Origin of the sequence: Sorangium sp. So ce381, assembly GCF_051473845.1 — a bacterium.
In the GTDB taxonomy this organism is placed as follows: domain Bacteria; phylum Myxococcota_A; class Polyangia; order Polyangiales; family Polyangiaceae; genus Sorangium; species Sorangium atrum.
Genome location: NZ_CP150336.1, coordinates 8,894,521 through 8,918,047, shown reverse-complemented (window position 1 = coordinate 8,918,047; position 23,527 = coordinate 8,894,521). Strand labels below are relative to the sequence as shown.

Genomic DNA, 23,527 nt, shown 5'->3' with positions numbered 1-23,527 from the left:
AGCCTCGATGAGGGCGTCGAGCACGGCGGCCTAGAGCTTGTCGAGGTTCCAGGGGCGCGCGCCGCGGAGGTCGGCCAGCGCCGGGACCTCGCTGGCGATGAGGTAGAGGCCCTCATCGGTCAGCACGCGCTTCTTGAAGTCGGGGCTGCTCACCGGCGCCACCTCCGGAGCCGCAGGGCCAGCGCTTCCCGGGCGATCCTGAGCCTGGACGCCGCGGTCGACGGGTTCATCCGGCGCCGCTTGGCGTATGCGACGAGCGACTCCGGGTCGTCCACGGAGAGGAGCGCGTCGAACTGCCAGGGCGGCAGGCTAGCCATGGCGCCGAGGACTTCGCGGGCCTCGATCTGGGCGTGCATGTCGATGCCGACGGGCTCGCGGAGCAGGCCGAGCGGCGACGGATGGAGCACGGCGCGGCGCGCCCACGCGCTGTGCACGTAGTGCGAGGCGAGGCGCCACGCGATCCCGTGCAACCACTTCCGCAAGGCGTCGCGCGGCTTGTCCTTCGGGTCGGGACGGTAGAGCCCACGGCGGACGGCGTTCCAGGCGTTGAGCAACACCTCGGCCTCCACGTCGCGGCGGTCGCGCTTCGGGATGCCAGCGAGCGTCGCCAGGACGAGGGGGCGCTCGGCAAGGATGGCGTCCATCGTCGGCTTCTTCCTGGGATGTCGTGCGGCAGGCTGGCTCTTCGCCACCTTCCGCGGCTTCGTCACCCGGACCTCCCGCACGTCGGGCACGCCGCCGAGCTGACGGGCCCGGGGGTGAGGATGCGCTCGATGCCGAGGCCGGCGAGTCGAGCGACGCGCAGGGCGAGCCCTGCGGACCCTGGCGCCCACCCGTTCGCCACGCTCCGCAGCGTGTTGCGGCAGACGCCGATCTCGCGGGCGAGTTCCGCCCAGGTGCGGCTTCGGTTCAGGTTCTTGAGCGCCGCGCGCAGGGCAGCGCTCTCGTCTCGGGTGAGGCAGACGGAGCCGTGCCGCCCCTTGGGCGCACCGCTCCCTTTGCCCGAATTCGGGCGTAAGTGTACAACGGACATGTCGGACCTCGCAGCAACGGGGTTCGGCCACGCCGCCCGAGGTGTTACCAGCACCTGCGGGCGGCACTTGCTTACGGCCGACCCTACGAGCCCGATCCGAGCTCCGCTATCGCGAAGTGCTCACTTTGACCAATCGACTGGCACCTTGACCATTACCAGACGTCTGCCCATGGACAGCCAGACGTCCGGCCACGCCGGCTCGCACGCGGCCTGATCGACGCCGGGCCCTACCCGGAATAGATCCACATGAGAATTCCGATGACTGCACCGCCCCGCCACCCCGTCACCGCCGACCAGCTCCGCCCGGGAGACCCCTATGAGCTGTCGGAGGGCCAGCTGGTCGAGTGCCTGCCCAGCGGTCGCCGCGGCGGCCGGCGCAACGGCACCGGGTTCGGCGTGCTCGACAGCGATCCGCTCGCCGAGGCTGCCGCCGTCGATCTCGGCGTCTCGCCGCAGCCGGAGATGCTGCGCGCCCCCGACATCGCCGTCGGCCCCATCCCGGACGAGCCCGGCTGGGCCACCGAAGCGCCGCCGCTCGCCGTCGAGTACGCGGACACCGGCCAGGACGAGATGGAGCTGCAGAGCAAGATCGACGAGCTCTTGGCGGCCGGCACGCGCTGGATCTGGGTGGTGCGCCTTCAGGGCGCACGTCGCGTCGAGGTCTATGATGCCTCCATCTCGGCCAGGCAGAAGGCGCCGGAGCGCAGGGCGCAGGCGAGCGCCGGCGCGCAGAGGCCCCGGCGCCTGCCGGCGCGGGTGGCCTTGCCGGGCGAGGCGCTGCTCGCGCCGGGCGTGCTGAAGAACCCGGTGCTCGTCGAGGCGCTCTACGACCGCGAGGCCGCGCACGAGGCGACCCTGCGCAACCTGCTCCAGCGCAGGGGCTATGAAGACATCGAGGCGGTCCGGGAAGAAGGCAGAAACGAGGGCAGGAAAGAAGGCAGAAGCGAGGGCAGGAAAAAAGGCAGAAGCGAGGGCAGGGAAGAAGGCAGGAAAGAAGGGCACACCCAGGGGCTGCGAATCGCGGTCCGGGATCTTTGCGAGGTGCTCGGCATCGCCCTGTCACCGGAACGCGAGGCGACCCTCGAGGCCATGGCCGGACCGGAGCTCTCCACCCTGCGCGAGCAGCTCAAGCGCGAACGACGTTGGCCTTGACCGTGTAAGCGCGCGGCCTCTGTGCGGCGTGCGTCGAAACCTGCCGACGGGCCAACCAATCTGCCGACGGCGATGGGGGCTCACCAGGTCGTGATGAACGTGCAGGATCTGGCGCCGCGCAGGCGCGTAGGTTGGCTCTCGTCGAGCACCGCGTCGAGCGTCGGCTCGAATCTGCGGCCGCAGCCGACGATGACGCCGCGGTCGTTCTCGCTCGGGTAGGGGGTGTCGCACACCACGTCGATACGGCGCTTGCCCACGCGCGCGCAGCGGAAGTGGCCGATGCCCTCCGCCATCGCGCCCGTCTGGACATCGAACATGGGCGCCCCGTTCAGGCGATGGTTCATGTGATAAGCGACATCGATGAAGCGGAACGCGGCCTCGACGTCCTTGATCTCCTCGGGCCACAGGGCGTTGTCGGGGATGTATCTGCCGATCTGGAACATGGTCTGCGGCCCGATCTCGCGGAGCAGGCTACTTCTTCCCCCCGAGCAGCGCCGCGATCGTCGGATAGTCGCTGTCCTCGACGGCGCCCTGGATCACGCACGTCACCTGCCCGCTCGGCGCCGCGATCGCGTGGATCGGCAGCTCGGTCGTCTCCTTCACGCCGAGCGCCCGCAGCCACCCGGCCCGCTGGGGCCCGTCGGGCAGCCAGTACGAGGCGCGCACCCCGGTGCCCGGCTGCGCCTCCAGGAACCGCGACAGCTGCCGCTCGTCGTCGTCGATCGAGATGAACGCCAGGTCGACGAGCACGCCGGCCGCCCGCAGCTTCTGCTGCCACCCGAGCAGCCGTGGCATCTCCTCCATGCACGGCTTGCACCACGCCGCCCAGAAGTTCACCCACACCCACTTGCCGACGCCGAACCCGATGTGCGCCGGCAGCTTCTCCGCGCCGGAGGCGGCGACCGCCGTGAGCCCGCCCGACGAGGGCGCAGGCCGCGGCGACTGCCCCGCGCACAGGAGCCGCGGGGCGGCCGGCGCCGCCTCCGCCGCGGCGCTCGCCGGCGCCGTGGCGCTCGCGGGCGCCGCGGCCCCCGGCGCCGTCACCGCGTTGCTCCGCCCCTGCCCGGGCGTCGGAGGCGGCGGCAGATCGGCCTTCTTGTCCGCGTCGCACCCCCCCGCGAGCCCCGCGGCCAGGGTGAGGGCCACGAAGGCGCTCCGGAGGGCGCCGCTCGTCCTCGCGGTGCTCACAGCTGACAGTCCACCCACGAGACGAACGCGCTCCGGTTGATGGCCTCCGCCGTACATGCCTTGTTCTTGCGCGAGACGTTCCATTGGCAGTATTCCGCGCCGAGCTGCGCGAACTCGTTCCCGAGCCACAGCATCCCGACCTTCTTGTCCAGGTCCTGCTCCTTGAACTTGTCGGAGATGTCGAAGAACGCGCTGTTCGCGCGCTTGTGCGACAGCGTCCGGTTGAACTCCGGCCCCCCCGTCTTCGACGCGCGGGCGACGATGAAGAAATAGCGGGCGCCGCGCCGATCGAGCCACATCTCCTCGATCATCTTCTTCCCGTCGTCGTCGAGCTTCTCCGAGGCGTCGTCGAACATCACGACCCCGCCGCGCTGCTTCAGCGGCGTGAAGAGCGCGTTGAAGTCGTCGTCGCTGATCGACGCGAGCGTCTTCACGTCGGCCGGCTGGCACCCGCGCCGCGCCTCCGCCCCGACCAGGCCGCACGCGTTGAGCACCCGCTGCAGCACCGTCTTGAACGCGGGCGTGCAATACGGCGCCTCGGCGTCGTTGGCGATCGCCACGGCCGGCTTCACCGCCGCGGCCAGGCCCGTCTTCAGGCGCTGCGACGCGGCCTGCACCTCGCTGTGCACCGTCACCCCGGACGCGACCAGAAGCGCGCACCCGGCCACGATCCCGATGATCCCTGCGCCTCTCATGAACACCTCACTTCGTCCGGAGCGCCGGCGCGAGCTGCCTTATCGCGTACGACATCCCGATGTCCGTATCTTCGTCGCAGAGCCGCGTCGTGCCCAGGAACATCTGTGGCGTCGAGACAGGGAGCTTGTTGTCCACGATGTAACGGAGCATACGGTTCAGCCGCAGCGCCGTCTCCTTCGAGTCCATGCATGCGTCGAGCCCCGGCCAGCGCTGCCGGATCGCCGCCTGCACGTTGGCGGTGCCCGCCCCCGCCTTCGCGCCGGCGAGCAGCTCTTCCTGGTTCTCGTAGGCCCACTCGAGCACATCCATGGCCCGGTGATCGCTGCACAGGATGGCCTTCGAGAGGAGGCACGAGCCCGGGTGCACCGGCCGGTCGAGCATCCAGTTGCACTCGCTGTCCAGCGGGAAGAGCACGAGCGTCGCGTCGAGCTTGTCGAACACCCCCTCGGACACGAGCCGCTGGTGGAACGCCTTGCAGGTCGGGCAGAGCGGATCGACGAAGATCGTCGCCGGCTGCACCGCGCCCGGGCGGGTCACGTGGATCAGCGCGCCGTTCGGCTCGGTCGGCTTCTCCAGCTTGCCGCAGCCGGTCATGTAGCTCGCGTAGCTCGGCAGCGCGCTCGCGTAGAGCAGCGCCGGCGTCACCGCGCACACGGCGAGCGCGACGAGCCACCCCGGCAGGAGCAGCAGCGAGCCCATGCGCCGCGCGGGCTGGGCAGGCGCTGCGGCGGCCCCGCCCGGCGCGTCGACCCCGAGGGGCGCCGCGGGCACGGTGGGCCCCACCCCGGCCGCGCCTGCCGGAGCAGCCGCGCGCGGCGCCGCGCTGGACCAGGCCGCGGCGCGGGCCGCCCTGCGGTCCTCGAGGAACGCCCAGACGCCGCCGGCCGCGAGCAGGACCGACGAGATGTACATGCCGACGCACGTCTTGCAGAACACCCCGAGGCGCGTCGCCGAGATGATCGCCATCATGAGCGACACGGCGAGCGGCGTGAGGCCCGCGACGAACAGGAAGTGCGCCGCGCGCCGCGGCGCGTGCTCGGCCGAGAGCAGCACATAGAGCGCGAACGCCGCGAAGAACGCGAACGCGCCCAGGGCGAACAGCGAGATCGGGATACCGCCCCAGAAGCCCTCGCGGAACAGGGCGGAGTAGGGGCTGTACATGGCCACGCGGCACGCGGTGTCGGCGCCCGCCTGCGCGCCGAGCCCCGGGATGAAGCTGCAGTGCAGGTCGTGGACCTGCCGGTCGAGGTGCCGGATGTAATCGAACGTCGATGAGGCGCTGAACGCGAGTCCCAGGAGCGACCCGCTGAGCGCGAGCGCCGCAGGCCCGCGAGGACCACGACTGCCTGACATGGCCGAGTGGATTACGCGACGTCGGGCAACGCGTCAAATAAGGACGCCTGTGCGCCCGGGCGTCGCGCGGCCGACGACGCGCCCGCGCGCCGCGCCGTCCAGGGAGCGATCGCCCCGCGTCGCGCGCGGGGAGCGTCGCGCTGAGCCCGCCGGCAGGCATCGCCGAGGCCGCCGGCCCCGCGCCTCGCGGCGCGCGCCGCGAGGCGGGGCGCTGGTCGGCGTTGCCCACGCGATCGGCCGCTGCTAGGAGCCGGCTCGGGGGGATTCGGGATCCCAGAGCTAACCGATGACGACCTCTGCACCCGGCGCGGCGACCGGCGCGCCCCCTCCTGTGAAGCTCGGTCCGTTCGATGCCGAGTTCCTCGCGGACCTCCCTTACGACCCCTCGGTGCTCTTCTTCGACGAGCTCCTCGAGGTGGACGCCGAGAAGGGCCTCGTGCGCTGTCGTATGCCGACCGACAGGCCGATGCCGCTCGTCGACGCGCAGCGGGCGCACCCGCTGCTGCACCCGCGCCACGTCGCCGGCGCCATCATGGTGCACGCGACGGGGATGCTCGGCTTCGTGCACGCCTACCACCTGCTCGGGCTGCGCCACCGCGAGGGCTGGATCGGTTATGGCACCAACATCCACCGGGTGGTCTTTCGCAAGCTGGTCCAGCCGGGCGCGCCCATCGAGGCGACGTGCGTGGCGACGCGCTCCCGCCTCGGCGTGAAGCGGCACATGATCCGCTATTCGTTCGAGTTCCGTCACGAAGGCAGCGTCTGCTACGAGGGCGATCAGACGGCCGTGTGGATGCGCGTGCAGGACGTTCCAGCCATGGATTCCCGACCCGCGCTCGAGGACCCCGAGCGATCCCTCGCTTGACCCGCGCGTTCGTCTCGTCTACCGGCCCTCCCCATGTCGGATTTCGATGCAGGATCGATCGTCCCGTCCACACGCGATCTTCTCCAGGTGATCTCCACCCGGAGGAAGAACATGGCTCTTGTCGGGCTCGTCGGCTCGGAGGCGCCCGCGGAGGATGCGGCGCGGCTGCATGAGCTCAACATCTCGGCGCTCGCGTTCGCCGAGGCAGGGCTCGCCATGCAGGGGGCCGCGCGGGCGACGAGGACCGTGCCGTCGCTCTGCCTGTCGCGGGTGAGCGATCGCGACGGCGCCCTCGCGGCGCGCTACCACGGGGCGGACGGGGTCTGCATCGACGCGACGCTGCCGCTCGACGACTGGGACCGCCTCGCGAAGGGGGCGAGGACGATGCGGATGCTCCCGCTCGCGCTGGCGGAGAGCAAGGAGGGGGCCGAGGCCGCCGCGAAGGTCGGCGCGCGCGCGGTCCTGGTCCGGGGCGCGTCGGCGGAGGCGGTGATCGAGGCCGTCGCGTCGCTCCCGAGGGCGCTCACCGTCGTCGCCGAGGTCCTCTCGGCCGACGCCGACGCGCTCCGCCGCCTCGTCGGCCACGTCGACGCGGCGATCGTCCCGCCGGGCGTCCACAAGTCGGCTCAGTTCCCGGCGCTCGTCGCCGAGGTCGATCCCTGAGCGCTGAAAGTTCGGGCCGCCCCTCGACGGCGCCGGCTCCCTCCTCCACGATCCCGCCTCGATGAGCAACGCTCACGGACTGGAAGAGCGGCGGCGCGCGCTCCGCGAAGGGGCGCTCGTGCAGGCCATGCCCGAGCTCGGGACGCTGATCGTCACCGGCTCGGACCGGCAGACCTGGCTGAACGGCCTTGTCACCTGCGATCTCGCGCCGCAGAAGCCGCTGCCTGCCGGGGCGAAGGCCGCGCCTCCCGCGGGCGGCGCGTACGGGCTCAACGTGGGGAAGACCGGGAGGATCTTCGCCGAGGTGTGGATCGTGATCGCGGCCGATCGCATCTACGTCGGCGCGCTGCGGGAGCGCGTCGAGCAGCTCCGGGAGATCTTCGAGCGCTACCTCATCATGGAGGACGCCGAGGTCCAGGACGCCTCCGGCGAGCACGCCTGGGTCTTCGCCCACGGCCCGCGGTCCGCCGAGCTCGCGGCGGCCGGGCGCGCGGCCGGCGCCGAGGCCGCGATCGTCGACTGGACCGGCCTCGGGGGCGCGCTGCTCGTGGCGCCCCGGCAGGCCGAGGGCGCCGTCCTCGAGGCGCTCCTCGCCGAGGGCGAGGCCCGCCCGGTCCTGCCGGTGACGGCGGCGGCGTGGGAGGTGCTCCGGGTCGAGAACAACGTCCCGCGGTTCGGGGTCGACTTCGACGACCAGAACTTCCCGCAGGAAGCGTCGATCGAGGAGCGCGCCGTCTCGTTCAACAAGGGGTGCTACCTGGGGCAGGAGACGGTGTTCATGCTCCAGGCGCGCGGCCACGCCAAGAAGCGGCTCGTGCAGCTCGCCGTGGAGGGGGAGGGCGGCGTGCCCGCGGGCGCGGAGATCGCGCTGCCCGACGGCGCGGCCGTCGGCGCCGTCACGAGCCAGGTCGAGGATCCGCGCGGGACAGGGCTTCTCGCGCTCGGCTACGTCAAATACAAACACGCCGTCCAGGGCACGGCGCTCCGGGTCGCCGGCCGGGCGGCCGAGATCACGCGCGCGCCGAGGGCGGGGGACGGGCCGGGTCGGGCCAAGGTCTAGCGCCCCGCCGTCGCGGCCGGACGGCGGGCCGGCGGAGCGCGGATAAGCGCATCTCAGGGGAAGATCTCGCGCTCTCCATACACCGCGGCGAGCCGCTGCAGCGCCACGGCATAGGCGGCGAGGCGCAGCGTGCACTTCTTCTGCCGCGCCATCTCGGTCACCTCGCGGTAGGCCCGCTTCATCGCCTTCTCGAGCCGGGAGTCGACCTCCTCGAGCGTCCATGTCTCCGAGCGCTTGTTCTGCACCCACTCGTAGTAGCTCACCGTGACGCCGCCCGAGTTGGCGAGGACGTCGGGCAGGATATGGATCCCGCGCTCCAGGAGGATCTTCTCCCCCTCGGGCGTGCACGGCCCGTTCGCGCCCTCCGCCACGAGGCGGACCTGCAGCCAGCTCGCCTCCTCCACGCCGACCTGGTTCTCCAGGGCCGCCGGGATGAAGATGTCCGCCTTGAGCCGGAAGAACTCCTCGCGGCTGATCGGCTTGCCGGCGGGGTAGCCCGCGATCGAGCGGTTCTTCTTCACGTAGTCCTGCAGCTTGTGCGGATTGAACCCTTCCGGATTGTAGAGATACCCGGTGTGATCGCCGACCGCGACGGTCGAGGCGCCGAGCTTCGACAGGAGCACGGCCGTGTTCGAGCCGACGTTGCCGAAGCCCTGCACGAGCAGCGTCGAGCCGCCGAGGTTCACGTCGTTGTCCTCGGCCCACTCGGTGATGCAGTGGACGACGCCCTGGCCCGTCGCCTTCTCGCGACCGTACGTGCCGCCCGACGCCACCGGCTTGCCCGTCACGACGCCCTTCACCGCCTGCTTGAAGAGCTGTCCGACGGTGTTCATGTATGTGTCCATGGCCCAGGCCATGGTCTTTGCGTCGGTGCCCATGTCGGGAGCCGGGATGTCCGTCTCCGGGCCGATGTTTCCGCCGAGCGCATGGAAGAAGCGGCGGGTGATCCGCTGGAGCTCGGCGCGCGACACCTCGTTCGGGTTGAACTTGATTCCTCCCTTTCCACCGCCGAGCGGCAGGTTCATGAGCGCGCACTTCCACGTCATCATCGCGGCCAGCGCCTTGAGGTCGTCGAGCGACACCGTCTCGTGATATCGAATACCCCCCTTGAACGGCCCGAGGAGGTTGTTGTGCTGGATCCTGTAACCCTTGAAGAGCCGGATGCTGCCGTCATCCATCCGTACAGGGAAATTGACGATGATCTCGTTCTTCGGCTGGCTCAGGATCGTGGTGATGTAACCCGGCAGCTCGATCAGTCGGGCAGCCTCGTCGAGATAACCCTGGACGACTTTGAAGAACTCGTATTTGTGCCTGTGGCTCGGAACAGCAGGGACGCTCACAGGCGGAGTCGTGTTCTTGGTACTGAGTTGTTCTTCCATGGCTATGTAACTTTCTAGTGCGCCGAGCCCTTCCGTTCAACGTCGGGCGCAACCATGCGATGCGTCATCGTGGTTCCGGACGGGCGGGGCGATGCGTCAGGCCGCCAGTGTGCGAGGAGGCGCCGCGTTGACGGCGGGGAAGCTGCGTCGGGCGGCGAGGCGGCGCGTGCGTGCGATGTGGGTGTCGCGCATCGATGGATGCGCGGTCGTTGAACCGCGCACGGCGGACGGCGTACGGCGCACGGCGCGCGACGCCGTTCAGGACCTCGACCACAGGACATACAGATACGTGATGGTCCCGGTGACGAGCAGGGCATCGACGCGGTCGAGGATGCCGCCGTGGCCGGGGACGATCCCGCCAGAGTCCTTGATCCCGAAGGAGCGCTTGAACAGGGACTCCCCGAGGTCTCCCGCCTGACCGAGGCCGCCCGCGACGATCGCGAGCGCGACCGCGTCCACGAGCGGCAGCGATCGGAGGAACCAGAAGTGGGCAAGGAGCGCGCCGATCACGGCGAAGAGCAGGCCGCCGAGCGCGCCCTCGACGGTCTTCTTCGGGCTCACGGCCTCGTAGAGCTTGCGCCGACCGAGGAAGCGGCCGGCGAAATAGGCGCCTGTGTCGGAGAACCAGGAGAGCAGCAGGGCCAGCACCACGAACGAGGGGCCGTCGGCGCCCGCGTCGCGGCGGAGGAGCGCCAGCGCGCCGAGCCCGCCGCCGACGTAGAGCGGGCCGAAGGTCATCGCCAGCACGCGCAGCGCCGCGGTGCGCATCTCGCCGAGGCGCACCAGCGTGATGAGCATCGCGACGAACGGGAGCAGGAAGATCAGCGCGAGCAGCGCGCCCGGTGAGCCGCTGAATCGCCAGATCACGCCGAGGACGGCGAGGGTGAGCGCGACGCCGATGGCCCGCGACACGCGGTCGTCCGCGTGCGTCATCGCGAAGAGCTCGAGCGCGCCGATGGCGGAGGCGGCCGCGACGAGCGCCGCCCAGCCCCAGCTCGGGCCGAGGTAGAGCAGCGAGAGGAGCAGGGGAGCGGCCACGATCGCGGTGGTGACCCGCATCGCGAGGTTGGAAGCAGCCAATCTCAGACCCCCGTCCGTGAGCCGTCGTGGGAAGCATGCGAGGCGGGCGCGGCGATCTCGCGCGCGCGCCACGGCCGCTCCGCGTCGAGCGCATCCGCGCGCGACGTGGACGACGGCTCGCCCCCGGAGCCGCCCTCCCCGTCGTGCGCGGGCGGGGCGGCGCCGTCGCGCCGCTGGTAAACCGCGATGGCGGCGAACAGGTCGTCCTCGGTGAAGTCGGGCCACAGCCGCTCGGTGAACGACAGCTCGGCGTACGCGGCCCCGTAGAGCAGGAAGTTGGAGAGCCGCTGCTCGCCGCCGGTGCGGATGATGAGATCCGGCTCGCCCACGCTCAGGCTCGGCAGCCGCGCGGCCAGCAGCTCCCCGTCGATCGACTCCGGATCGAGCCTGCCAGCGACCGCCTCCATCGCGAGCTCGCGCGCCGCGGCGGCGATCTCCTCGCGCGCCCCGTAGGACAGCGCCAGCGCGAGCGTCATCTGCCGGTTCGTCGCGGACGCCTTCCGGAGCGGGTCGAGCACGTCGCGCACGCCCTCGGGGAGCCGGCTGATGTCGCCGATCGCGACAAGGCGGATGTCGTTCTCGAGGATCTCGCAGCGCTCGCTCATCAGGTACTCGCGCAGCAGCCCCATCAGCGCGTCGACCTCGTTCCGGGGCCGCGCCCAGTTCTGCTCGCTGAACGCGTACAGGGTCAGCGCCTCGACGCCGAGCCTCCGGCAGACGCGCACGATCCGCCGCACGGCGGCGCTGCCGGCCTTGTGCCCGGCCTCGCGCGGCTCGCCGCGCAGCTCCGCCCAGCGACCGTTGCCATCCATGATGATTCCGACGTGGCGCGGGAGATTTCTGGCTTCTACAAGGTTCATCGGCGGGGGCAGTTTCCCTTGTTGACTACCGACTGTCGACTGTTGAGTCTTCACGCCCATGAGCACAGGGGTTGGTCTCACGGTCACGCTGCGCGTCAGGATGGGCGCGCACGACGCACATTACGCGGGCGAGCTGTGCGATGGAGCGCGTATTCTCGCGCTCTTCGGCGACGTCGCCACCGAGCTCCTGATCCGCCTCGACGGCGACGAGGGGCTCTTCCGCGCGTACGAGGCGGTCGAGTTCCTCGCCCCGGTCCGAGCAGGCGACTTCATCGAGGCGACCGGGGTGGTCACCAAGGTCGGCGCCACGTCGCGCACGATGGCGTTCGAGGCGCGCAAGGTCGTCGCCAGCGTCCGCGAAGCCGGGGTGGCGCCCTCGGCGGCCGACGCGCTGGCCGAGCCGATCATCGTGTGCCGGGCGCTCGGCACCTGCGTCGTCCCGAAGGAGCTCCAGCGTCGGCCGCGCCTCGTCCTGCCGGCGCTCTCGGCGCCGCCCCCGGACCACGCGCAGCTCCCGGAGCCCCGGCCGATCATCACGCCGCCCCCCCGGATCCTGGTCACGCCGCCGCAGAGCGCCCTCATCCTGACGGCCGCGATCGTCGGCGCGGAGACGACCCGGGCGCAGACGCCGCACCTCCCCATCACGGCGCGCGAGCTCGCCGACGAGGCCGCCCGCTGCCGCGACGCGGGCGCCTCGGTGGTCCACCTGCACGTCAGGAACCCGGACGGGTCGCCGAGCCAGTCGCGCGCGCTGTTCGCCGAGGCGATCGCCGCGATCCACGAGAGGACGGACGTCATCGTCCAGACGTCGACCGGGGGCGCCGTCGGGATGGGCGTCGACGAGCGCGCCCAGCCGCTGCTCTGCGGCCCCGAGATGGCCACCCTGAACTGCGGCACGATCAACTTCGGCGACGGGATCTTCGACAATACCCGGCCCCTCATCCGGGACATGGCGGCCCGCATCCGCGCGGGGGGGAGCGTCGCCGAGCTCGAGTGCTATGAGGTCGGCCATATCCATGAGGCGCTCAGCCTTGTCGCCGAGGGGCTCCTCGCGGAGCCGCTCCACTTCCAGTTCGTGCTCGGGGTGCCCGGCGGCATCGCGGCGCGCGAGGACGTGCTCCGGTTCATGATCACCCAGATCCCGCAAGGCGCCACCTGGGGCGTCGCCGCCGTCGGCCGCCACCAGCGCCCGATGACCGAGCTCGCCATGCAGCTCGGCGGGCACGCGCGGGTCGGGCTGGAGGACAACATCTACCTGGACAAGGGCGTGCTGGCCGAGGGGAGCGCGCCGCTCGTCGCGCGCGCCGCCGCCTTCGCGCGGAGCGTCGGCCGCGAGGTGGTCGAGCCGGACCGCGCGCGCCAGCTCCTCGGGATCCGCCCGCGCGCCGCGGCGGCCCAGGCCGGCGCGGCTTCCGGAGGGAGCGAGCGCGCGCAGGGATGACGGACCGACCGCTCTCGCCCTGGCTCGATCACCTGCGCGGTCGGCTCCCGATCGCCCTAGGCATCGCTCTCCTCGGGGCCGTCGCGCGGCTCTCGGCGCCGCCCCCGCCGGCGCGGACCGCGGACGCCATCGCCGGGATGCTCGGGGAGGCGATCGGCGGCGCCGTCGGCCCGGAGGACTTCGTCTGGGAGGAGCGCGGCGGGTTCTTGTCCGACGCGCTTCTGGGCCGCCGGGTGCTGTTTCTCGGCGTCCCGCGCGTCCCGCGCGTCCCGCCCCCGGGCGCCGAGGAGCCCGGGCGCGGCGAGGAGCGCGCCCCTGACGGGCGCGGCGCCGCCGACCTGTACCGCGCGCGCGTGCGGCTCACCCGCTCCGGCCGGCCGGTGAGCCTGGACGGCGTGCGCAACCTGACCGGGACGCCCCTCGGCGATGATCGCGGCCTCGTCGCCCGCGGCAGCCGCGTCGCGGTGACCACCTCCGCCTTCGGCGTCGTGCAGGGGATCACGCAGCTCGATCTTGGCGGCGATGGGCGCGCGGGTGCGCGGCCCCTCGGCGAGCGGCTCCGCGCGGCGATCGACGGCTGGCTCGAGACCGGGAGCGTCGACGGCGCGTCGCGCACCGAGATCTCTTTCGACAACCCGCCCGCGTCGGCGCGGCTCGACCTCGTCGACGAGGGCCTGGTGATGGCGCTCGGGCCGGAGGCGATCCCGGCGGCGCTCAACGCCAGCACCGGCGAGGTCGACACGGGCGGACGTGATCCGTTCGTCGCCCGCGCGCACCACCTCCCGCGCCGCGTACCCTCGCTCGGGGAGCTCGCCGGGCCGTCCGCCGAGCGCCTGCTCGGTCCGACGGCGGCGGCCGCGGTCGAGCGGCTCGCGCTCGCCGCGGACCGCGCGACGGCGAGGGTCCGCGCCGCGCAGGCCGCCGCGTACGTGACCCGCGGCCCCGCGTCGCCCGAGCCCGCGCCGGAGGGGTGGCCCTCGCTCTGGCCGCCGCCCCCGGTCGCGCCGGCGGTCGACCCCCCGCTCCCGGGGGAGGGCGCCTGGGAGCTGGTGGCGCCCTCGCTCCCGCGCGCGCTCCCCGGCGTCGAGGACGATCCGCAGCGCCCCTCCAGCCCGTTCGCCGCGACGACCCTCCGGCCCGATCCGCGGCGGCCGGAGCTGCGCGTCCACCTGCTCGCGATCGACACGCGGCACATCCGGTTCACCTTGCAGGCGGGATACGAGGCGCCCAGGCCGACCGTCGGCCCGCGCGGCACGGGGCAGCTCCCCCACGCGTCGACGCTCCGCGGCGCCATCGGCCTCGGCGCCTCCACGCGCGAGCCCGGCGCGCCCCACGCGGGGGCGGAGGCGCTCGGCATGGTCGTCGGCGGCCGCGCGATCGTGCCCCCGCGCGACGGCGCGGCGACGCTGGGGGTCGACCTCTCGGGCCGGCCGTACTTCGGCGCATGGCCGTCGGGCGGGGATGTCGAGCGCGTCCCCTGGGCGCTCTGGCAGCGCCCGGCGGCCTCGAGCCCCGGCGCGCCCCGCGCGGAGGGATCCACGCGCTTCCCCTGGGCGCTCTGGCAGGGCCCTTCGCTCTTCGAGGCAGGGAGCGCCGCGGCCCCGCTCGCCATCCTCGCCGGCCCTCCCGCGGAGCGCGCCCCCGCCAGCGCGGCGCTCTCACCCGACGACGGCGACGACCTGATCGTCGAGCGCGCGGCGCTGTGCATGACCGACCGCGGCTTCGTCGTCCACGCGTGGGGCAGCGCCCTCGACGCGGCCGCGCTCCGGGCGGCGCTCGAGCGCGCCGGGTGCCTCTCCGGCGTCTCGCTGGGCAGGGCGCCGGACCCCCTCGGCGTCGCCTTCCTGAGCCCCCAGCAGGACGGCATCTTGACCGCCGAGCGCCTCTCGCCCGCGATGTCGATCGCGCCCCCGGAGCACGCCTCGGCCGCGTCGCCGCGCCCCTTTCTCTTCTTCGAGTCGCGCTGGACGCACGGTCCCCCGCCGCCGGACCTGTCGCTGCCGGGCGAGAGCGTCGGCTGGACCGAGGACGGCGGCGCGCAGCCGCCCCCGGCGTGGAGCCCGGCCGTGTACGCCGCCGACACCGTGCACCTCGGCGCGCAGGTCCGCGTCCACGCCTTCGCTCCGGACCGGTTCCTGTTCCGCCTCCGCGCCGGCTCGCGCGAGATCTCGCCGCGGAGCGCGCCGAAGCTCGACGCCGAGGTGCCGGCCGACGAGCGGCGGCAGGTCCTCGCGGCGATCGGCGTCGGCACCGGCCGGCGGCGGGGCCCGCGCGGGCTCGCCGTGGGCGGCACCGTCGGCCTTCGCTTCCGCGGCGAGGGAGGCTTGCTGCTGGTCCGCCAGGGCCGCATCGAGATCCGCCCGGCGGGCGGCGCCCCGCTCGCGCCGGGCGCGGACGCGACCGAGCTGCCGCTCACCGCCGACGACGGCAGGCTGCGCCCGGAGGCGCGCGAGATCGGGACCATGCGCCGCCGCAGCGCTGCCTGCGTGCTCGACGACGGCACGCTGCTCGTGGCCACGACCACCTTCGACAGCGACGAGGCGACGACCGAGGCGCTGCTCGACCTCGGCTGCGCCCGCGTGGTCGCGCTCGATCGCGGCGCGCACCGCAACGCGTTCGTGCACCGGGCCTCCGGCGACCCCGCCCTGCAGCAGACCTACGAGGAGACCGCGCTCTTCGCGGTCGGCGTCGCGATGCCCGGCCGGGCGCGCCGGCTCGCCCCCTGAGCGCGGGCGGCGGTCAGGCGTGGGACAGCATGCCTCGCAGCATGCCGAGCGCGCGCGTGTGCAGCTGCGAGACGCGGGGCTCGCCGATCCCGAGCTCTGCGCCGATGTCCTTCAGCTTCGCCCCTTCGAAGTAGTACATGCCGATCACGCGCCGCTCCCGCTCCGGGAGCTGCGCGATCGCGAAGGACAGCGCCCGCCGGGTCGCCTGCGCCGAGATCGCCTCGATCGGATCGTCTTCGCCGGACATGTGCGCCGACTCCTCGGTCGGCGTCACCTCGCTCAGGCTCACGAAGACGGTCGCGCCGCCGACCTTGCCGGCGGCCTCCGCCTCGACCGCCTCGCGCGCTCGCCGCGAGAGCCAGTCCTGAGCGCGGAGCTCATCGACGATCGCGCCGCGGATCCGGAGCTTCGCGTAGCCGGCGAACGTCTCGCCGTCGCTCCCGCCGTTCTTGCGGATCGAGTCGACGAGCCCGAGCATCCCTGCGCTGAGCAGGTCGTCGCGCTGCACGTTGGGCGGCAGGTGGCGCGACACCTGCCGCACCAGCTTGCGGACGAGCGGGAAGTACCCCTGCAGCACCTCCGGGCGGAGCGGCGTGCACGTCGGCTCGTGGTCGCGCGGCCCGCCCGGGCAGGCCGCGTCGGTACAGCGCGGCGGGCTATGCGAGCCGCTGTCCGGCTCGCCGTCCGGCGCCAGCGACTGCCACGGACCCTCGTAGGTGCAGGCAGACGTGGCCTCCACGGATTCCCAAATGTCGTGCGCGCACCTTGACGCGACCTCCGCGGACTCCCAAAGCTCGTGGGCGAGCGACGCGCCCGCCCCCTGCACCGCGATGTTCGGCGCTCCATCGAGGCCGAGGGCAGAAGGCGCCTCGATCAGCGCGTGCTCACACGGAACGACCGGACACGTCGCGCCCAGGGCGACCGGCTGGACGAACTCGCCCCCGTCACAGCATGCGGGGAGCGACATGGGAGGAGCGTGCCCCTCCCGCTGCAGTCGGGTCGATTGCTGCACGTGAGGTGGATTGGTGCCACAACTCTCGCAGCGTGCAAGGCAGAGCCGTGCAATTGTGTCTGGTGCGGATGTTCAGTGTGTGGATTATAGCCAGCGGCCGCGACAGCTCACCTTTTCGTGGGCGAAGTTTCAGGAGCAAGGGTGGGTGAACCTGACCCCAGGACCTTCTCCGTCTCGCTGCCGCTGCGCACGGTGTTCGAGTTTGTCCCTGTAGTATTCATGGGTTGCGGCTGAGGGGCACGGGGCTCGCCTGACCCATACACCTCTTCCTCTGCGGACACAGGGACGTCGCGCGCCGCTTCATCGGCCGCGACGGAACTCTTCGCTCCCTCGTAGCGCGGCGCCTCTCCAGGCCCCGAGTAATCCACCCAGTACACTTTATCTGATCTGACGTCCAGGTGAACGAACGTAGAGTTGGGATAATATCCGACACCTGCGTTGCGGAAACCTCGGCAGAAATCGCGGACCACGGTATTGGGCACGCCCTCGACCATGAAATCGACGGCGCGACCGTGGTTGTGGTTGGAGTGCGGGGTGTACTGGGTGGGGGAGTAGGGGCGATAACCGCTGACGACGCGGAGGGTCCTGCCGCCGAAGTGGTCGCTCACCATGGCTATCAGCGTGGCGAGCCGCGGATCGATGGGTATCGAGGCGGTGGGGGACGCGCGCATCAGCCGGCTGAGCTTGGGGAGGGCCTTGGGCACGAGCCGCCCCTTCGGCGTGAGCAGCTGGAGGTCCAGCCGCTCGGCGCCTCGCGACAGGCGGACCCATCCGGGGCGCTTGGGTCGCTGCGCATAGCGCTTGTTCGGCGGCATCGACCGGGGATCGGCCTTCGCCGCGTCCCTCTTCGCCGACCCCTTCCCCCGGGGACCGGCCTCGTCGTCGCGCTCCTTCGCGCTGGCGCCGCGGCTCCGCTCCCGCTCGTCGCGCAGCGCGGCGGCCCGGCCGGGCGTGGCGCGCGTGGACCGCCCGCGCGCGCCGGGCTCACCCCGCTCCGGGATCACGAGGACGAGGCCCGGGTGGATGCGCTGGCCAGGCTTGAGCCCGTTCGCCTCGCGGAGCGCGTCGACCGTGATGCGGTACCGCTTCGCGATCTTGCCGAGCGTCTGGCCGGCGTAGACCGTGTGCTGGCCGTCCTCGGCGACCGCCGTGCCGGGCGCGGCGCTCAGGAGAAAGGCCGCCGCGAGGGCGGCGAGCGCGCATCGCAGCCGCGATGGGCGCGATGGCCGCGACGACCGAGAGGTGGGCTCCATCGCGGCCCCGGCGCGGGGGCCGGTGCCGCAGAAACGGGAGAACTCCGGATGCATGAGGGGACTCTGACCTGACGTCATCCGTGCCCGACGACCGAGCCCCGGACGGTGCTACCCTGGGCTGGCGCGCGCTCGCCGGCCCGACCGGCGGCGCAGCACCGCGTGTCGAACTTCGATAGGCGGGCGGGAGGCGAGCGTAAAGCGGTTTTTTGCCCAGCGATCCCCGGTGGTGCGAAGCTTCGCCAGAAGCGACCAGAGGCGATCACAGGGGATCGGGCGCCCGGGAGCCGGGCAACGCGGCCCGGGCTTCCCTTGCTTCACCACGGCGGGCGCGGAGCAGGACGGACGGGATGTCGGAAGGCAAGAACTTGATCGGGGTCGATATCGGATCGAGCGCGATCAAGATCGCTCAGATCAAGGAAGGCCGCAGAGGCTATGGCCTCGTGCGGCTCGGGTACGCGCCGCTCGCGCCGCAGGCCATCGTCGACGGCCACGTGATGAACGCGCAGGCCATCGTGGAGGCGCTCGGCCGGGCCTTCTCCGAGGCCAAGATCCGCCAGCGCGAGATCGCGCTCAGCATCAGCGGTCAGGCGGTCATCATCCGCAAGATCACGGTGCCGCTCATGACCGCCGCCGAGCTGGACGAGCAGATCCAGTGGGAGGCCGAGCAGCACATCCCCTTCGACATCAAGGACGTCCACGTCGACTACGAGGTACTGCGCCGGCGCCCCGAGGCCGGGCAGATGGACCTCCTGCTCGTCGCCGCGAAGCGCGACGAGATCAACGACTACACCCAGATCGCCAGGACGGCGAAGCTCAAGCCCATGGTGGTCGACATCGACGCGTTCACCGTCCAGAACCTGTTCGAGGTGAACCGCGGCATCCCGCCGGACCAGACGTTCGCCATCATCAACGTCGGCGCGAGCCTCGCGTCGATCAACATCGTGTCGCGCGGCGCGAGCGCGTTCACCCGCGACATCGGCAACGGCGGCAACTACATCACCGAGCAGATCCAGCGGAAGCTCGGCATCAGCTTCGAGCAGGCCGAGGAGTTCAAGTGCGCCAGCGTGACCTCGGGGCCGGGCGGCGTGCCCGCGCAGGTCATCGAGACCATCGAGCAGGTGTGCGACTCCATCGCCGGGGAGATCCAGCGCTCGCTCGACTTCTTCCTGGCCACGAGCGGTGAGGGCGACATGCACCGCATCTACCTGACCGGCGGCTCCTCGAACCTGCCGGCGCTGCCCGCCGCGATCGGGCGGCGCGCCCGGGTGGCCGTCGAGCTGATCCAGCCGATGGAGCGCATCACCGTGGAAGCGAAGGAAGTCAACCAGGAGCTGCTCCGGCTCCGGGCGGCGCAGTTCTGCGTCTCGCTCGGGCTCGCGATGCGCAAGGACCGGGAGAAGCGCTCGTGATTCGCGTCAACCTTCTCCCGCAGCGGCGCGGCACGCGCGGGGCCGCGCCCCAGGCGAGCCAGCGGTGGCTGCTCGTCACGCTCGGCGTCGTGATCCTCGAGATCGTCGCGCTCTTCCTCTTCCACCAGACGAAGGTCGAGGAGCTCGACGAGCAGAACCGGAAGAACTCGCTGCTCCAGAGCCAGATCCAGGACATCCGCACGCTCGTCGCGAACCACGAGGAGATCAAGAAGGCGCTCGAGGTGCTGCGCGCGCGCGAGGACGCGATCGCGAAGCTCCAGGCCGCGCGCAGCGGGCCGACCGCGGTGCTCCTCGAGCTCGCGCAGCTGCTCACGAACGGCAAGGGGCCGACCGCCGACCCGGACAAGCTCGCGCAGCTCCGCAAGGAGAACCCGCTCGCCGTCTACAACCCCTCCTGGGACAGCCGCCGGCTGTGGCTCACGAGCTACGTCGAGTCCGAGCGGATCGTGCGCGTCGAGGGGCTCGCGCGGGACGGCACCGACGTCTACGAGCTCGCCCAGCGGCTGAAGCTGTCCTCGTACTTCTACGACGTGCAGCTGCTCCCGGGGAAGAAGGAGAACGAGAAGGAGTCGCGGCTCGAGCTCGTCTCGTTCGCGCTGCAGCTGAAGGTGAGGTACTGATGGCCACGAAGCCCATGCCCGCGCAGGCCGGCTCGGCGCTCGACCGGCTGCCGCCGCTCGCCAAGCTCGGCGTCGGCGCGCTCTTCGCGGCGCTCGTCGGCATCCTGTACTTCGTCGGCTTCTACGCCGACGTCGACTCGCAGATCGAGGGCGCCGTGCAGAAGCAGGGCGTGCTCCAGGCGGAGCTCACCAAGGCGCAGGCGTCGAAGGCCGCTTACCAGAAGGACCTCGACGAGAAGACCCGCCGCGAGCAGATGAGCCGCGAGCAGAAGAAGATCCTCCCGGACGAGTCCGAGACGCCGGCCTTCCTCTCCGCCATCCAGGGCGTCGCGACCGTCTCCGGCGTCAACCTGACGTCATGGAGCCCCACCGAGGAGATCCCGCAGGAGTTCTTCTCCAAGGTGCCGATGCAGCTGACGCTCTCCGGCAAGTTCCACCAGGTGGCGAAGTTCTTCCACGGCGTGGGGCAGCTGGATCGCATCATCAACCTCGAGGAGGTCCAGATCAAGGAGCCGAAGGTCGTGGGGACCGACGTGGAGATCAAGGTGGAGTGCCTCGCGACCGCGTTCCGCGCCGTGCGCGCCGGGGAGACCGCGACGAGCGGCGTGAAGCGGCGCAGCGGAGGTGTCCGGTGACGCCTGGCCGGATGCTGCTGCTCGCCCTCGGGGCGACCACCGCCGCGGCCCTCGCGATCGCGGGGTGCGGCGAGGAAGAGCCGATGACCTCGTCCACCCAGGCGCGCCCGGCCGGGGCGCCGGCCTCGGCCTCGCCGCCGCGCGCGCCCGCGGCCGGCGCCGCGTCGGCGGCCGCGGACGCCGGCGCGCCGGAGCTGCCGCCGCTGCCGCTCCGGGAGTTCCAGGAGGCCGACTTCTCCGAGAGCGACCGGAGCCGCGACCCGTTCCGGAGCTTCGAGTCGCTCTTCGCGACGCAGGCCCGGGGTCGGGTGACGATCCAGCGCCAGGTCCTCGTGGATCGCTTTGCGCTCGACGAGCTCAGGCTGGTCGGCGTCGTCTCGCGCGCGCCCGCCCGCGCGCTGCTCACCGATCCCACGGGGCTCGGGTGGGTGGTGAAGGTGGGCGATTTCGTCGGCAAGGCCGAGATCGTGCACGCCGGCGGCCCCACGGGCGTCGACGTGGCCGTGAACTGGCGCATCGATCGGATCCGCGACTCGGACGTCGTCTTCATCCGCGAGGACCCGTCGCACCCGGAGATCCCGCCGACCACGCGCGTGATCGCGCTGAGGCCGCTCGGCGAGGAGAACGTGTCGGGCCTCGGCGCCCCGTGACCGCCACGAATTGGGCCCGCGCCGGGCACCCGAAGTAGCCTCCCGGCAGCGTGACGCAGATCTCGCGTCACCGCGAAGCGGGAGTGCAATGAAGAGCAATCGAGACTATCGCCCGAGGCGGGGCGCGCTTCGCCGTGCTGCGGCACTCGGGGTGATGTTGATCCTCGGCGCTCCTGCGGGAGACGCAGACGCCGCCGCCCCGATCAAGGTCAGCGACGTGAAGCTCACGGCGCCGGACGAGGGCAAGGCCGAGATCGTGGTCGCGACGAGCGGCGAGCCGCGCTTCTCGGCGCGGGTCGCGGACGGCGGCAAGCGGCTCCTCGTCGACCTCGAGGGCGCGGAGGATGGCGGGGCGTCCGGCGCGATCACGAGCGGCAACGCGATCGTGGCCGGGGTGATGACGCAGGGGTTCGGCAAGGCGACCCAGCGGACGACGCGGGTGCTCGTGCAGCTCGCGCGCCCGGCTGCCTACCGGATCCGCGCCGAGCAGGGCGCGCTCGTGATCGAGCTCGCCGCCGCCGACGCGACGGCGCCGATGGCGGCGCGGGCCCCGGCCGGCCCCTCGGCGGCGGCGCCGGCGCGCGAGCCGGCGGCGATCACCGACGTGCGCTTCGAGCACCAGGCGACGCTCGATCGGGTCGTCATCGAGCTCTCGTCGATCCCGAGCTACCGCGAGTCGACCGGCAAGGGGGGGCGCCGCGTCATCGAGCTCAGCGGCGTCCGGCTCCCCGACGCCCTCCAGCGCAAGCTCGACGTCGGCGCCTTCGGCGGCCCGGTGCGGGCCATCTCGACGTTCCGGCGCAACAGCGACGGCTCCAGGGTCGTCGTCGAGGTCGAGCAGGCCGAGGGCGCCTCGGGCGTGGTCGCGCGCGAGGGCAACGCGCTCGTGCTGAGCGTCGCGAAGGGCGCGCTGCCCACGACGCTCTCGGGGATCGCCGCCGACGGCGGCGCGGCGAGGCGGACCCGCACGGTGGCGCGCGAGGCGCTCCTCGACGACGCGGCGCCGAAGGTGGAGACCTCGTTCGAGGGCGCGGCGAGCAGCCAGGAGTCGCTCGTCGAGCCCGACCAGGCCGGCGCCTTCATGCCCGCGATCGCCGGGCAGCAGCGGTTCACCGGGCGGCGCATCGACCTCGACCTGAAGGACGCGGACATCCACAACGTCCTCCGGCTGATCTCCGACGTGGGGCGGGTCAACATCGTGACCGCCGACAACGTGACCGGCACGGTCACCATCCGGATGCGCAACGTCCCGTGGGACCAGGCGCTCGAGACGGTGCTCCAGGCCAAGGGCCTCGGCGTCGTCCGGCAGGGCAACATGATCCGCGTCGCCCCGATCGCCGATCTCAACAAGGAGCGGGAGCTCGCGATCGCGCGGCGCAAGAGCGAGCTCCAGCTCGCGCCGCTCGAGACGCGGCTCATCCCGATCAACTACGCGGACGCCAAGGACCTCCAGGACCGCTCGAAGGACATGCTCTCGCCGCGCGGCTCGCTGGCGGTCGACGAGCGGACCAACGTGCTCATCGCGCGCGACGTCGCGGGGAACCTGAACCAGATCGAGGAGCTGGTCCGCTCGCTCGACACGCAGACGCCGCAGGTGCTGATCGAGGCGCGCGTGGTGGAGGCGACGAGCCGCTACGTGCGCGACATCGGCATCCAGTGGGGCGGCGACGGGACGTTCAGCGCGGCGACCGGCAACCCGACGGGGCTCGTCTTCCCCTCGGCGATCGGCATCGCCGGCGGCGCGACCGACACGAACAGCCCGACCGGCGGCCTCTCGCCGTTCGCGAACCAGGTCTCGAACCCGAACTTCGCGGTGAACTTGCCGGCCGTCGTGGGCGCCGGGCAGGGCGGCGCGCTCGGCTTCACGCTCGGCTCGATCAACAACACCGTCAACCTCGGCGTCCGCCTCTCGGCGGCCGAGGCGAGCGGCATGCTGCGGGTCGTCTCTAGCCCGCGCATCCTCACGCTCGACAACCGGGAGGCGCGGATCAGCCAGGGGACGCTGATCCCGTTCTCGCAGATCAGCGCCCAGGGCGTGCAGACGACCTTCCAGGAGGCCAAGCTCCAGCTGCTCGTCAAGCCGCACGTCACGTCGGACGGCAGCGTCGCGATGCACGTGAAGATCAACCGCGACGAGCCCGACTTCAACCAGACGTCGGCCCGCGGCGACCCCACCATCCTGAAGCGCGAGGCGGAGACCGACCTCCTGATCATGGACGGGCACACGGCGGTGATCGGCGGGATCTTCACCCGCAACACCGGCCGGAACCTCGATCAGGTGCCGTTCTTCGGGGACATCCCGGTCCTCGGCCTCCTCTTCCAGCGGCGCCGCGCGAGCGACACGCGGAACGAGCTCGTCATCTTCCTCACGCCGCGCATCGTGAACCGCGCCGAGGCGCTCGGCCGGTAGCCCCCGGCGCGGCGCGCCTCG

General features: G+C 72.1%; 23 protein-coding genes. 11 read left to right on the top strand and 12 right to left on the bottom strand.

Features of this window, described 5'->3' with window-relative positions; genetic code table 11:
• Positions 1–30: 30 nt before the first annotated feature.
• The 3 genes from WMF29_RS33295 to WMF29_RS33285 all read right to left on the bottom strand — a co-directional run bounded on the left by WMF29_RS33295 (position 31) and on the right by WMF29_RS33285 (position 1,033).
• The gene (locus tag WMF29_RS33295) at positions 31–153 is read right to left on the bottom strand and encodes a hypothetical protein (protein WP_437324144.1); all 123 of its coding nucleotides are present in this window, start codon (positions 151–153) and stop codon (positions 31–33) included.
• Positions 150–644 (bottom strand): sigma-70 family RNA polymerase sigma factor, encoded by a 495-nt coding sequence (locus WMF29_RS33290; RefSeq protein WP_437324143.1) that lies wholly within the window; start codon positions 642–644, stop codon positions 150–152. Before WMF29_RS33290 ends, WMF29_RS33295 begins: the two co-directional genes overlap by 4 nt.
• 62 nt (positions 645–706) lie before the next feature.
• Positions 707–1,033: a hypothetical protein gene (locus tag WMF29_RS33285; protein WP_437324142.1), complete on the bottom strand. Its 327-nt coding sequence runs from the start codon at positions 1,031–1,033 to the stop codon at positions 707–709.
• Between the two features lie 258 nt (positions 1,034–1,291).
• Between WMF29_RS33285 and WMF29_RS33280 the strand changes: the two genes are divergently transcribed.
• On the top strand, positions 1,292–2,185 hold the full coding sequence (locus WMF29_RS33280; protein WP_437324141.1) for a Uma2 family endonuclease: 894 nt from the start codon (positions 1,292–1,294) through the stop codon (positions 2,183–2,185).
• 80 nt (positions 2,186–2,265) lie between these two features.
• Here WMF29_RS33280 and WMF29_RS33275 read toward each other — a convergent pair whose 3' ends face one another.
• Genes WMF29_RS33275 through WMF29_RS33260 form a run of 4 tightly spaced genes read right to left on the bottom strand, consistent with a single transcriptional unit; the run spans position 2,266 to position 5,422 of the window.
• The gene (locus WMF29_RS33275; protein WP_437324140.1) at positions 2,266–2,628 is read right to left on the bottom strand and encodes a hypothetical protein; all 363 of its coding nucleotides are present in this window, start codon (positions 2,626–2,628) and stop codon (positions 2,266–2,268) included.
• Between the two features lie 28 nt (positions 2,629–2,656).
• The gene (locus WMF29_RS33270) at positions 2,657–3,373 is read right to left on the bottom strand and encodes a thioredoxin-like domain-containing protein (RefSeq protein WP_437324139.1); all 717 of its coding nucleotides are present in this window, start codon (positions 3,371–3,373) and stop codon (positions 2,657–2,659) included.
• On the bottom strand, positions 3,370–4,068 hold the full coding sequence (locus tag WMF29_RS33265) for a hypothetical protein (protein ID WP_272095141.1): 699 nt from the start codon (positions 4,066–4,068) through the stop codon (positions 3,370–3,372). The genes WMF29_RS33270 and WMF29_RS33265 overlap by 4 nt, the downstream gene beginning before the upstream one ends.
• 7 nt (positions 4,069–4,075) lie before the next feature.
• Positions 4,076–5,422, bottom strand: coding sequence for a vitamin K epoxide reductase family protein (locus WMF29_RS33260; protein ID WP_437324138.1), 1,347 nt, complete (start codon positions 5,420–5,422; stop codon positions 4,076–4,078).
• 286 nt (positions 5,423–5,708) lie between these two features.
• Here WMF29_RS33260 and WMF29_RS33255 point away from each other — a divergent pair, with 286 nt between their 5' ends.
• The 3 genes from WMF29_RS33255 to ygfZ all read left to right on the top strand — a co-directional run bounded on the left by WMF29_RS33255 (position 5,709) and on the right by ygfZ (position 8,010).
• Positions 5,709–6,287 (top strand): hypothetical protein, encoded by a 579-nt coding sequence (locus tag WMF29_RS33255; protein WP_272095139.1) that lies wholly within the window; start codon positions 5,709–5,711, stop codon positions 6,285–6,287.
• A gap of 111 nt (positions 6,288–6,398) precedes the next feature.
• Entirely contained in the window at positions 6,399–6,950 is a 552-nt protein-coding gene (locus tag WMF29_RS33250) for a hypothetical protein (protein ID WP_437324137.1), read from the top strand.
• Positions 6,951–7,011: 61 nt separating this feature from the next.
• Entirely contained in the window at positions 7,012–8,010 is a 999-nt protein-coding gene (ygfZ, locus tag WMF29_RS33245; protein ID WP_437324136.1) for a CAF17-like 4Fe-4S cluster assembly/insertion protein YgfZ, read from the top strand.
• 53 nt (positions 8,011–8,063) lie between these two features.
• Here ygfZ and WMF29_RS33240 read toward each other — a convergent pair whose 3' ends face one another.
• The 3 genes from WMF29_RS33240 to uppS form a co-directional block, all read right to left on the bottom strand.
• Positions 8,064–9,389 (bottom strand): Glu/Leu/Phe/Val family dehydrogenase, encoded by a 1,326-nt coding sequence (locus tag WMF29_RS33240; RefSeq protein WP_272095135.1) that lies wholly within the window; start codon positions 9,387–9,389, stop codon positions 8,064–8,066.
• Positions 9,390–9,647: 258 nt separating this feature from the next.
• A complete protein-coding gene (locus WMF29_RS33235; protein WP_437324135.1) occupies positions 9,648–10,469 on the bottom strand; it encodes a phosphatidate cytidylyltransferase in 822 nt (273 codons plus the stop codon).
• 2 nt (positions 10,470–10,471) lie between these two features.
• Positions 10,472–11,389, bottom strand: a complete 918-nt coding sequence (gene uppS, locus WMF29_RS33230; protein ID WP_437324134.1) for a polyprenyl diphosphate synthase — start codon at positions 11,387–11,389, stop codon at positions 10,472–10,474.
• On the opposite strand from uppS, the gene WMF29_RS33225 reads away from it, so the two are divergent.
• Positions 11,388–12,770 (top strand): 3-keto-5-aminohexanoate cleavage protein, encoded by a 1,383-nt coding sequence (locus tag WMF29_RS33225; protein ID WP_437324133.1) that lies wholly within the window; start codon positions 11,388–11,390, stop codon positions 12,768–12,770. The genes uppS and WMF29_RS33225 overlap by 2 nt on opposite strands.
• The gene (locus tag WMF29_RS33220; protein WP_437324132.1) at positions 12,767–15,496 is read left to right on the top strand and encodes a hypothetical protein; all 2,730 of its coding nucleotides are present in this window, start codon (positions 12,767–12,769) and stop codon (positions 15,494–15,496) included. Before WMF29_RS33225 ends, WMF29_RS33220 begins: the two co-directional genes overlap by 4 nt.
• A gap of 13 nt (positions 15,497–15,509) precedes the next feature.
• Here WMF29_RS33220 and WMF29_RS33215 read toward each other — a convergent pair whose 3' ends face one another.
• Both WMF29_RS33215 and WMF29_RS33210 read right to left on the bottom strand, forming a co-directional pair.
• Positions 15,510–16,463 carry a sigma-70 family RNA polymerase sigma factor gene (locus tag WMF29_RS33215; protein ID WP_437324131.1) on the bottom strand — a complete coding sequence of 318 codons (954 nt, stop codon included), beginning with the start codon at positions 16,461–16,463 and terminating at the stop codon, positions 15,510–15,512.
• A gap of 152 nt (positions 16,464–16,615) precedes the next feature.
• Positions 16,616–17,815, bottom strand: a complete 1,200-nt coding sequence (locus WMF29_RS33210) for a DUF882 domain-containing protein (protein ID WP_437324130.1) — start codon at positions 17,813–17,815, stop codon at positions 16,616–16,618.
• 293 nt (positions 17,816–18,108) lie between these two features.
• Between WMF29_RS33210 and pilM the strand changes: the two genes are divergently transcribed.
• The 5 genes from pilM to pilQ all read left to right on the top strand — a co-directional run bounded on the left by pilM (position 18,109) and on the right by pilQ (position 23,506).
• Complete coding sequence (gene pilM, locus WMF29_RS33205) at positions 18,109–19,170, top strand: type IV pilus assembly protein PilM (protein WP_012238809.1); 1,062 nt, start codon at positions 18,109–18,111, stop codon at positions 19,168–19,170.
• Entirely contained in the window at positions 19,167–19,811 is a 645-nt protein-coding gene (locus tag WMF29_RS33200) for a PilN domain-containing protein (RefSeq protein WP_437324129.1), read from the top strand. Before pilM ends, WMF29_RS33200 begins: the two co-directional genes overlap by 4 nt.
• The gene (locus WMF29_RS33195; protein WP_272095126.1) at positions 19,811–20,446 is read left to right on the top strand and encodes a type 4a pilus biogenesis protein PilO; all 636 of its coding nucleotides are present in this window, start codon (positions 19,811–19,813) and stop codon (positions 20,444–20,446) included. Before WMF29_RS33200 ends, WMF29_RS33195 begins: the two co-directional genes overlap by 1 nt.
• Positions 20,443–21,096, top strand: coding sequence for a pilus assembly protein PilP (locus WMF29_RS33190; protein WP_437324128.1), 654 nt, complete (start codon positions 20,443–20,445; stop codon positions 21,094–21,096). Before WMF29_RS33195 ends, WMF29_RS33190 begins: the two co-directional genes overlap by 4 nt.
• Before the next feature lie 154 nt (positions 21,097–21,250).
• On the top strand, positions 21,251–23,506 hold the full coding sequence (gene pilQ / locus WMF29_RS33185; RefSeq protein WP_437324127.1) for a type IV pilus secretin PilQ: 2,256 nt from the start codon (positions 21,251–21,253) through the stop codon (positions 23,504–23,506).
• Positions 23,507–23,527: the final 21 nt, after the last annotated feature.

What these genes read in the sequence shown, in the direction of transcription:
- WMF29_RS33290 (WP_437324143.1), bottom strand. Translation starts at nt 644, where the DNA reads ATGGACGCCATCCTTGCCGAGCGCCCCCTCGTCCTGGCGACGCTCGCT.
- WMF29_RS33285 (WP_437324142.1), bottom strand. Translation starts at nt 1,033, where the DNA reads ATGTCCGTTGTACACTTACGCCCGAATTCGGGCAAAGGGAGCGGTGCG.
- WMF29_RS33280 (WP_437324141.1), top strand. Translation starts at nt 1,292, where the DNA reads ATGACTGCACCGCCCCGCCACCCCGTCACCGCCGACCAGCTCCGCCCG.
- WMF29_RS33275 (WP_437324140.1), bottom strand. Translation starts at nt 2,628, where the DNA reads ATGTTCCAGATCGGCAGATACATCCCCGACAACGCCCTGTGGCCCGAG.
- WMF29_RS33265 (WP_272095141.1), bottom strand. Translation starts at nt 4,068, where the DNA reads ATGAGAGGCGCAGGGATCATCGGGATCGTGGCCGGGTGCGCGCTTCTG.
- WMF29_RS33260 (WP_437324138.1), bottom strand. Translation starts at nt 5,422, where the DNA reads ATGTCAGGCAGTCGTGGTCCTCGCGGGCCTGCGGCGCTCGCGCTCAGC.
- WMF29_RS33255 (WP_272095139.1), top strand. Translation starts at nt 5,709, where the DNA reads ATGACGACCTCTGCACCCGGCGCGGCGACCGGCGCGCCCCCTCCTGTG.
- WMF29_RS33250 (WP_437324137.1), top strand. Translation starts at nt 6,399, where the DNA reads ATGGCTCTTGTCGGGCTCGTCGGCTCGGAGGCGCCCGCGGAGGATGCG.
- ygfZ (WP_437324136.1), top strand. Translation starts at nt 7,012, where the DNA reads ATGAGCAACGCTCACGGACTGGAAGAGCGGCGGCGCGCGCTCCGCGAA.
- WMF29_RS33240 (WP_272095135.1), bottom strand. Translation starts at nt 9,389, where the DNA reads ATGGAAGAACAACTCAGTACCAAGAACACGACTCCGCCTGTGAGCGTC.
- WMF29_RS33225 (WP_437324133.1), top strand. Translation starts at nt 11,388, where the DNA reads ATGAGCACAGGGGTTGGTCTCACGGTCACGCTGCGCGTCAGGATGGGC.
- uppS (WP_437324134.1), bottom strand. Translation starts at nt 11,389, where the DNA reads ATGGGCGTGAAGACTCAACAGTCGACAGTCGGTAGTCAACAAGGGAAA.
- WMF29_RS33220 (WP_437324132.1), top strand. Translation starts at nt 12,767, where the DNA reads ATGACGGACCGACCGCTCTCGCCCTGGCTCGATCACCTGCGCGGTCGG.
- WMF29_RS33215 (WP_437324131.1), bottom strand. Translation starts at nt 16,463, where the DNA reads ATGTCGCTCCCCGCATGCTGTGACGGGGGCGAGTTCGTCCAGCCGGTC.
- WMF29_RS33210 (WP_437324130.1), bottom strand. Translation starts at nt 17,815, where the DNA reads ATGCATCCGGAGTTCTCCCGTTTCTGCGGCACCGGCCCCCGCGCCGGG.
- pilM (WP_012238809.1), top strand. Translation starts at nt 18,109, where the DNA reads ATGTCGGAAGGCAAGAACTTGATCGGGGTCGATATCGGATCGAGCGCG.
- WMF29_RS33195 (WP_272095126.1), top strand. Translation starts at nt 19,811, where the DNA reads ATGGCCACGAAGCCCATGCCCGCGCAGGCCGGCTCGGCGCTCGACCGG.
- pilQ (WP_437324127.1), top strand. Translation starts at nt 21,251, where the DNA reads ATGTTGATCCTCGGCGCTCCTGCGGGAGACGCAGACGCCGCCGCCCCG.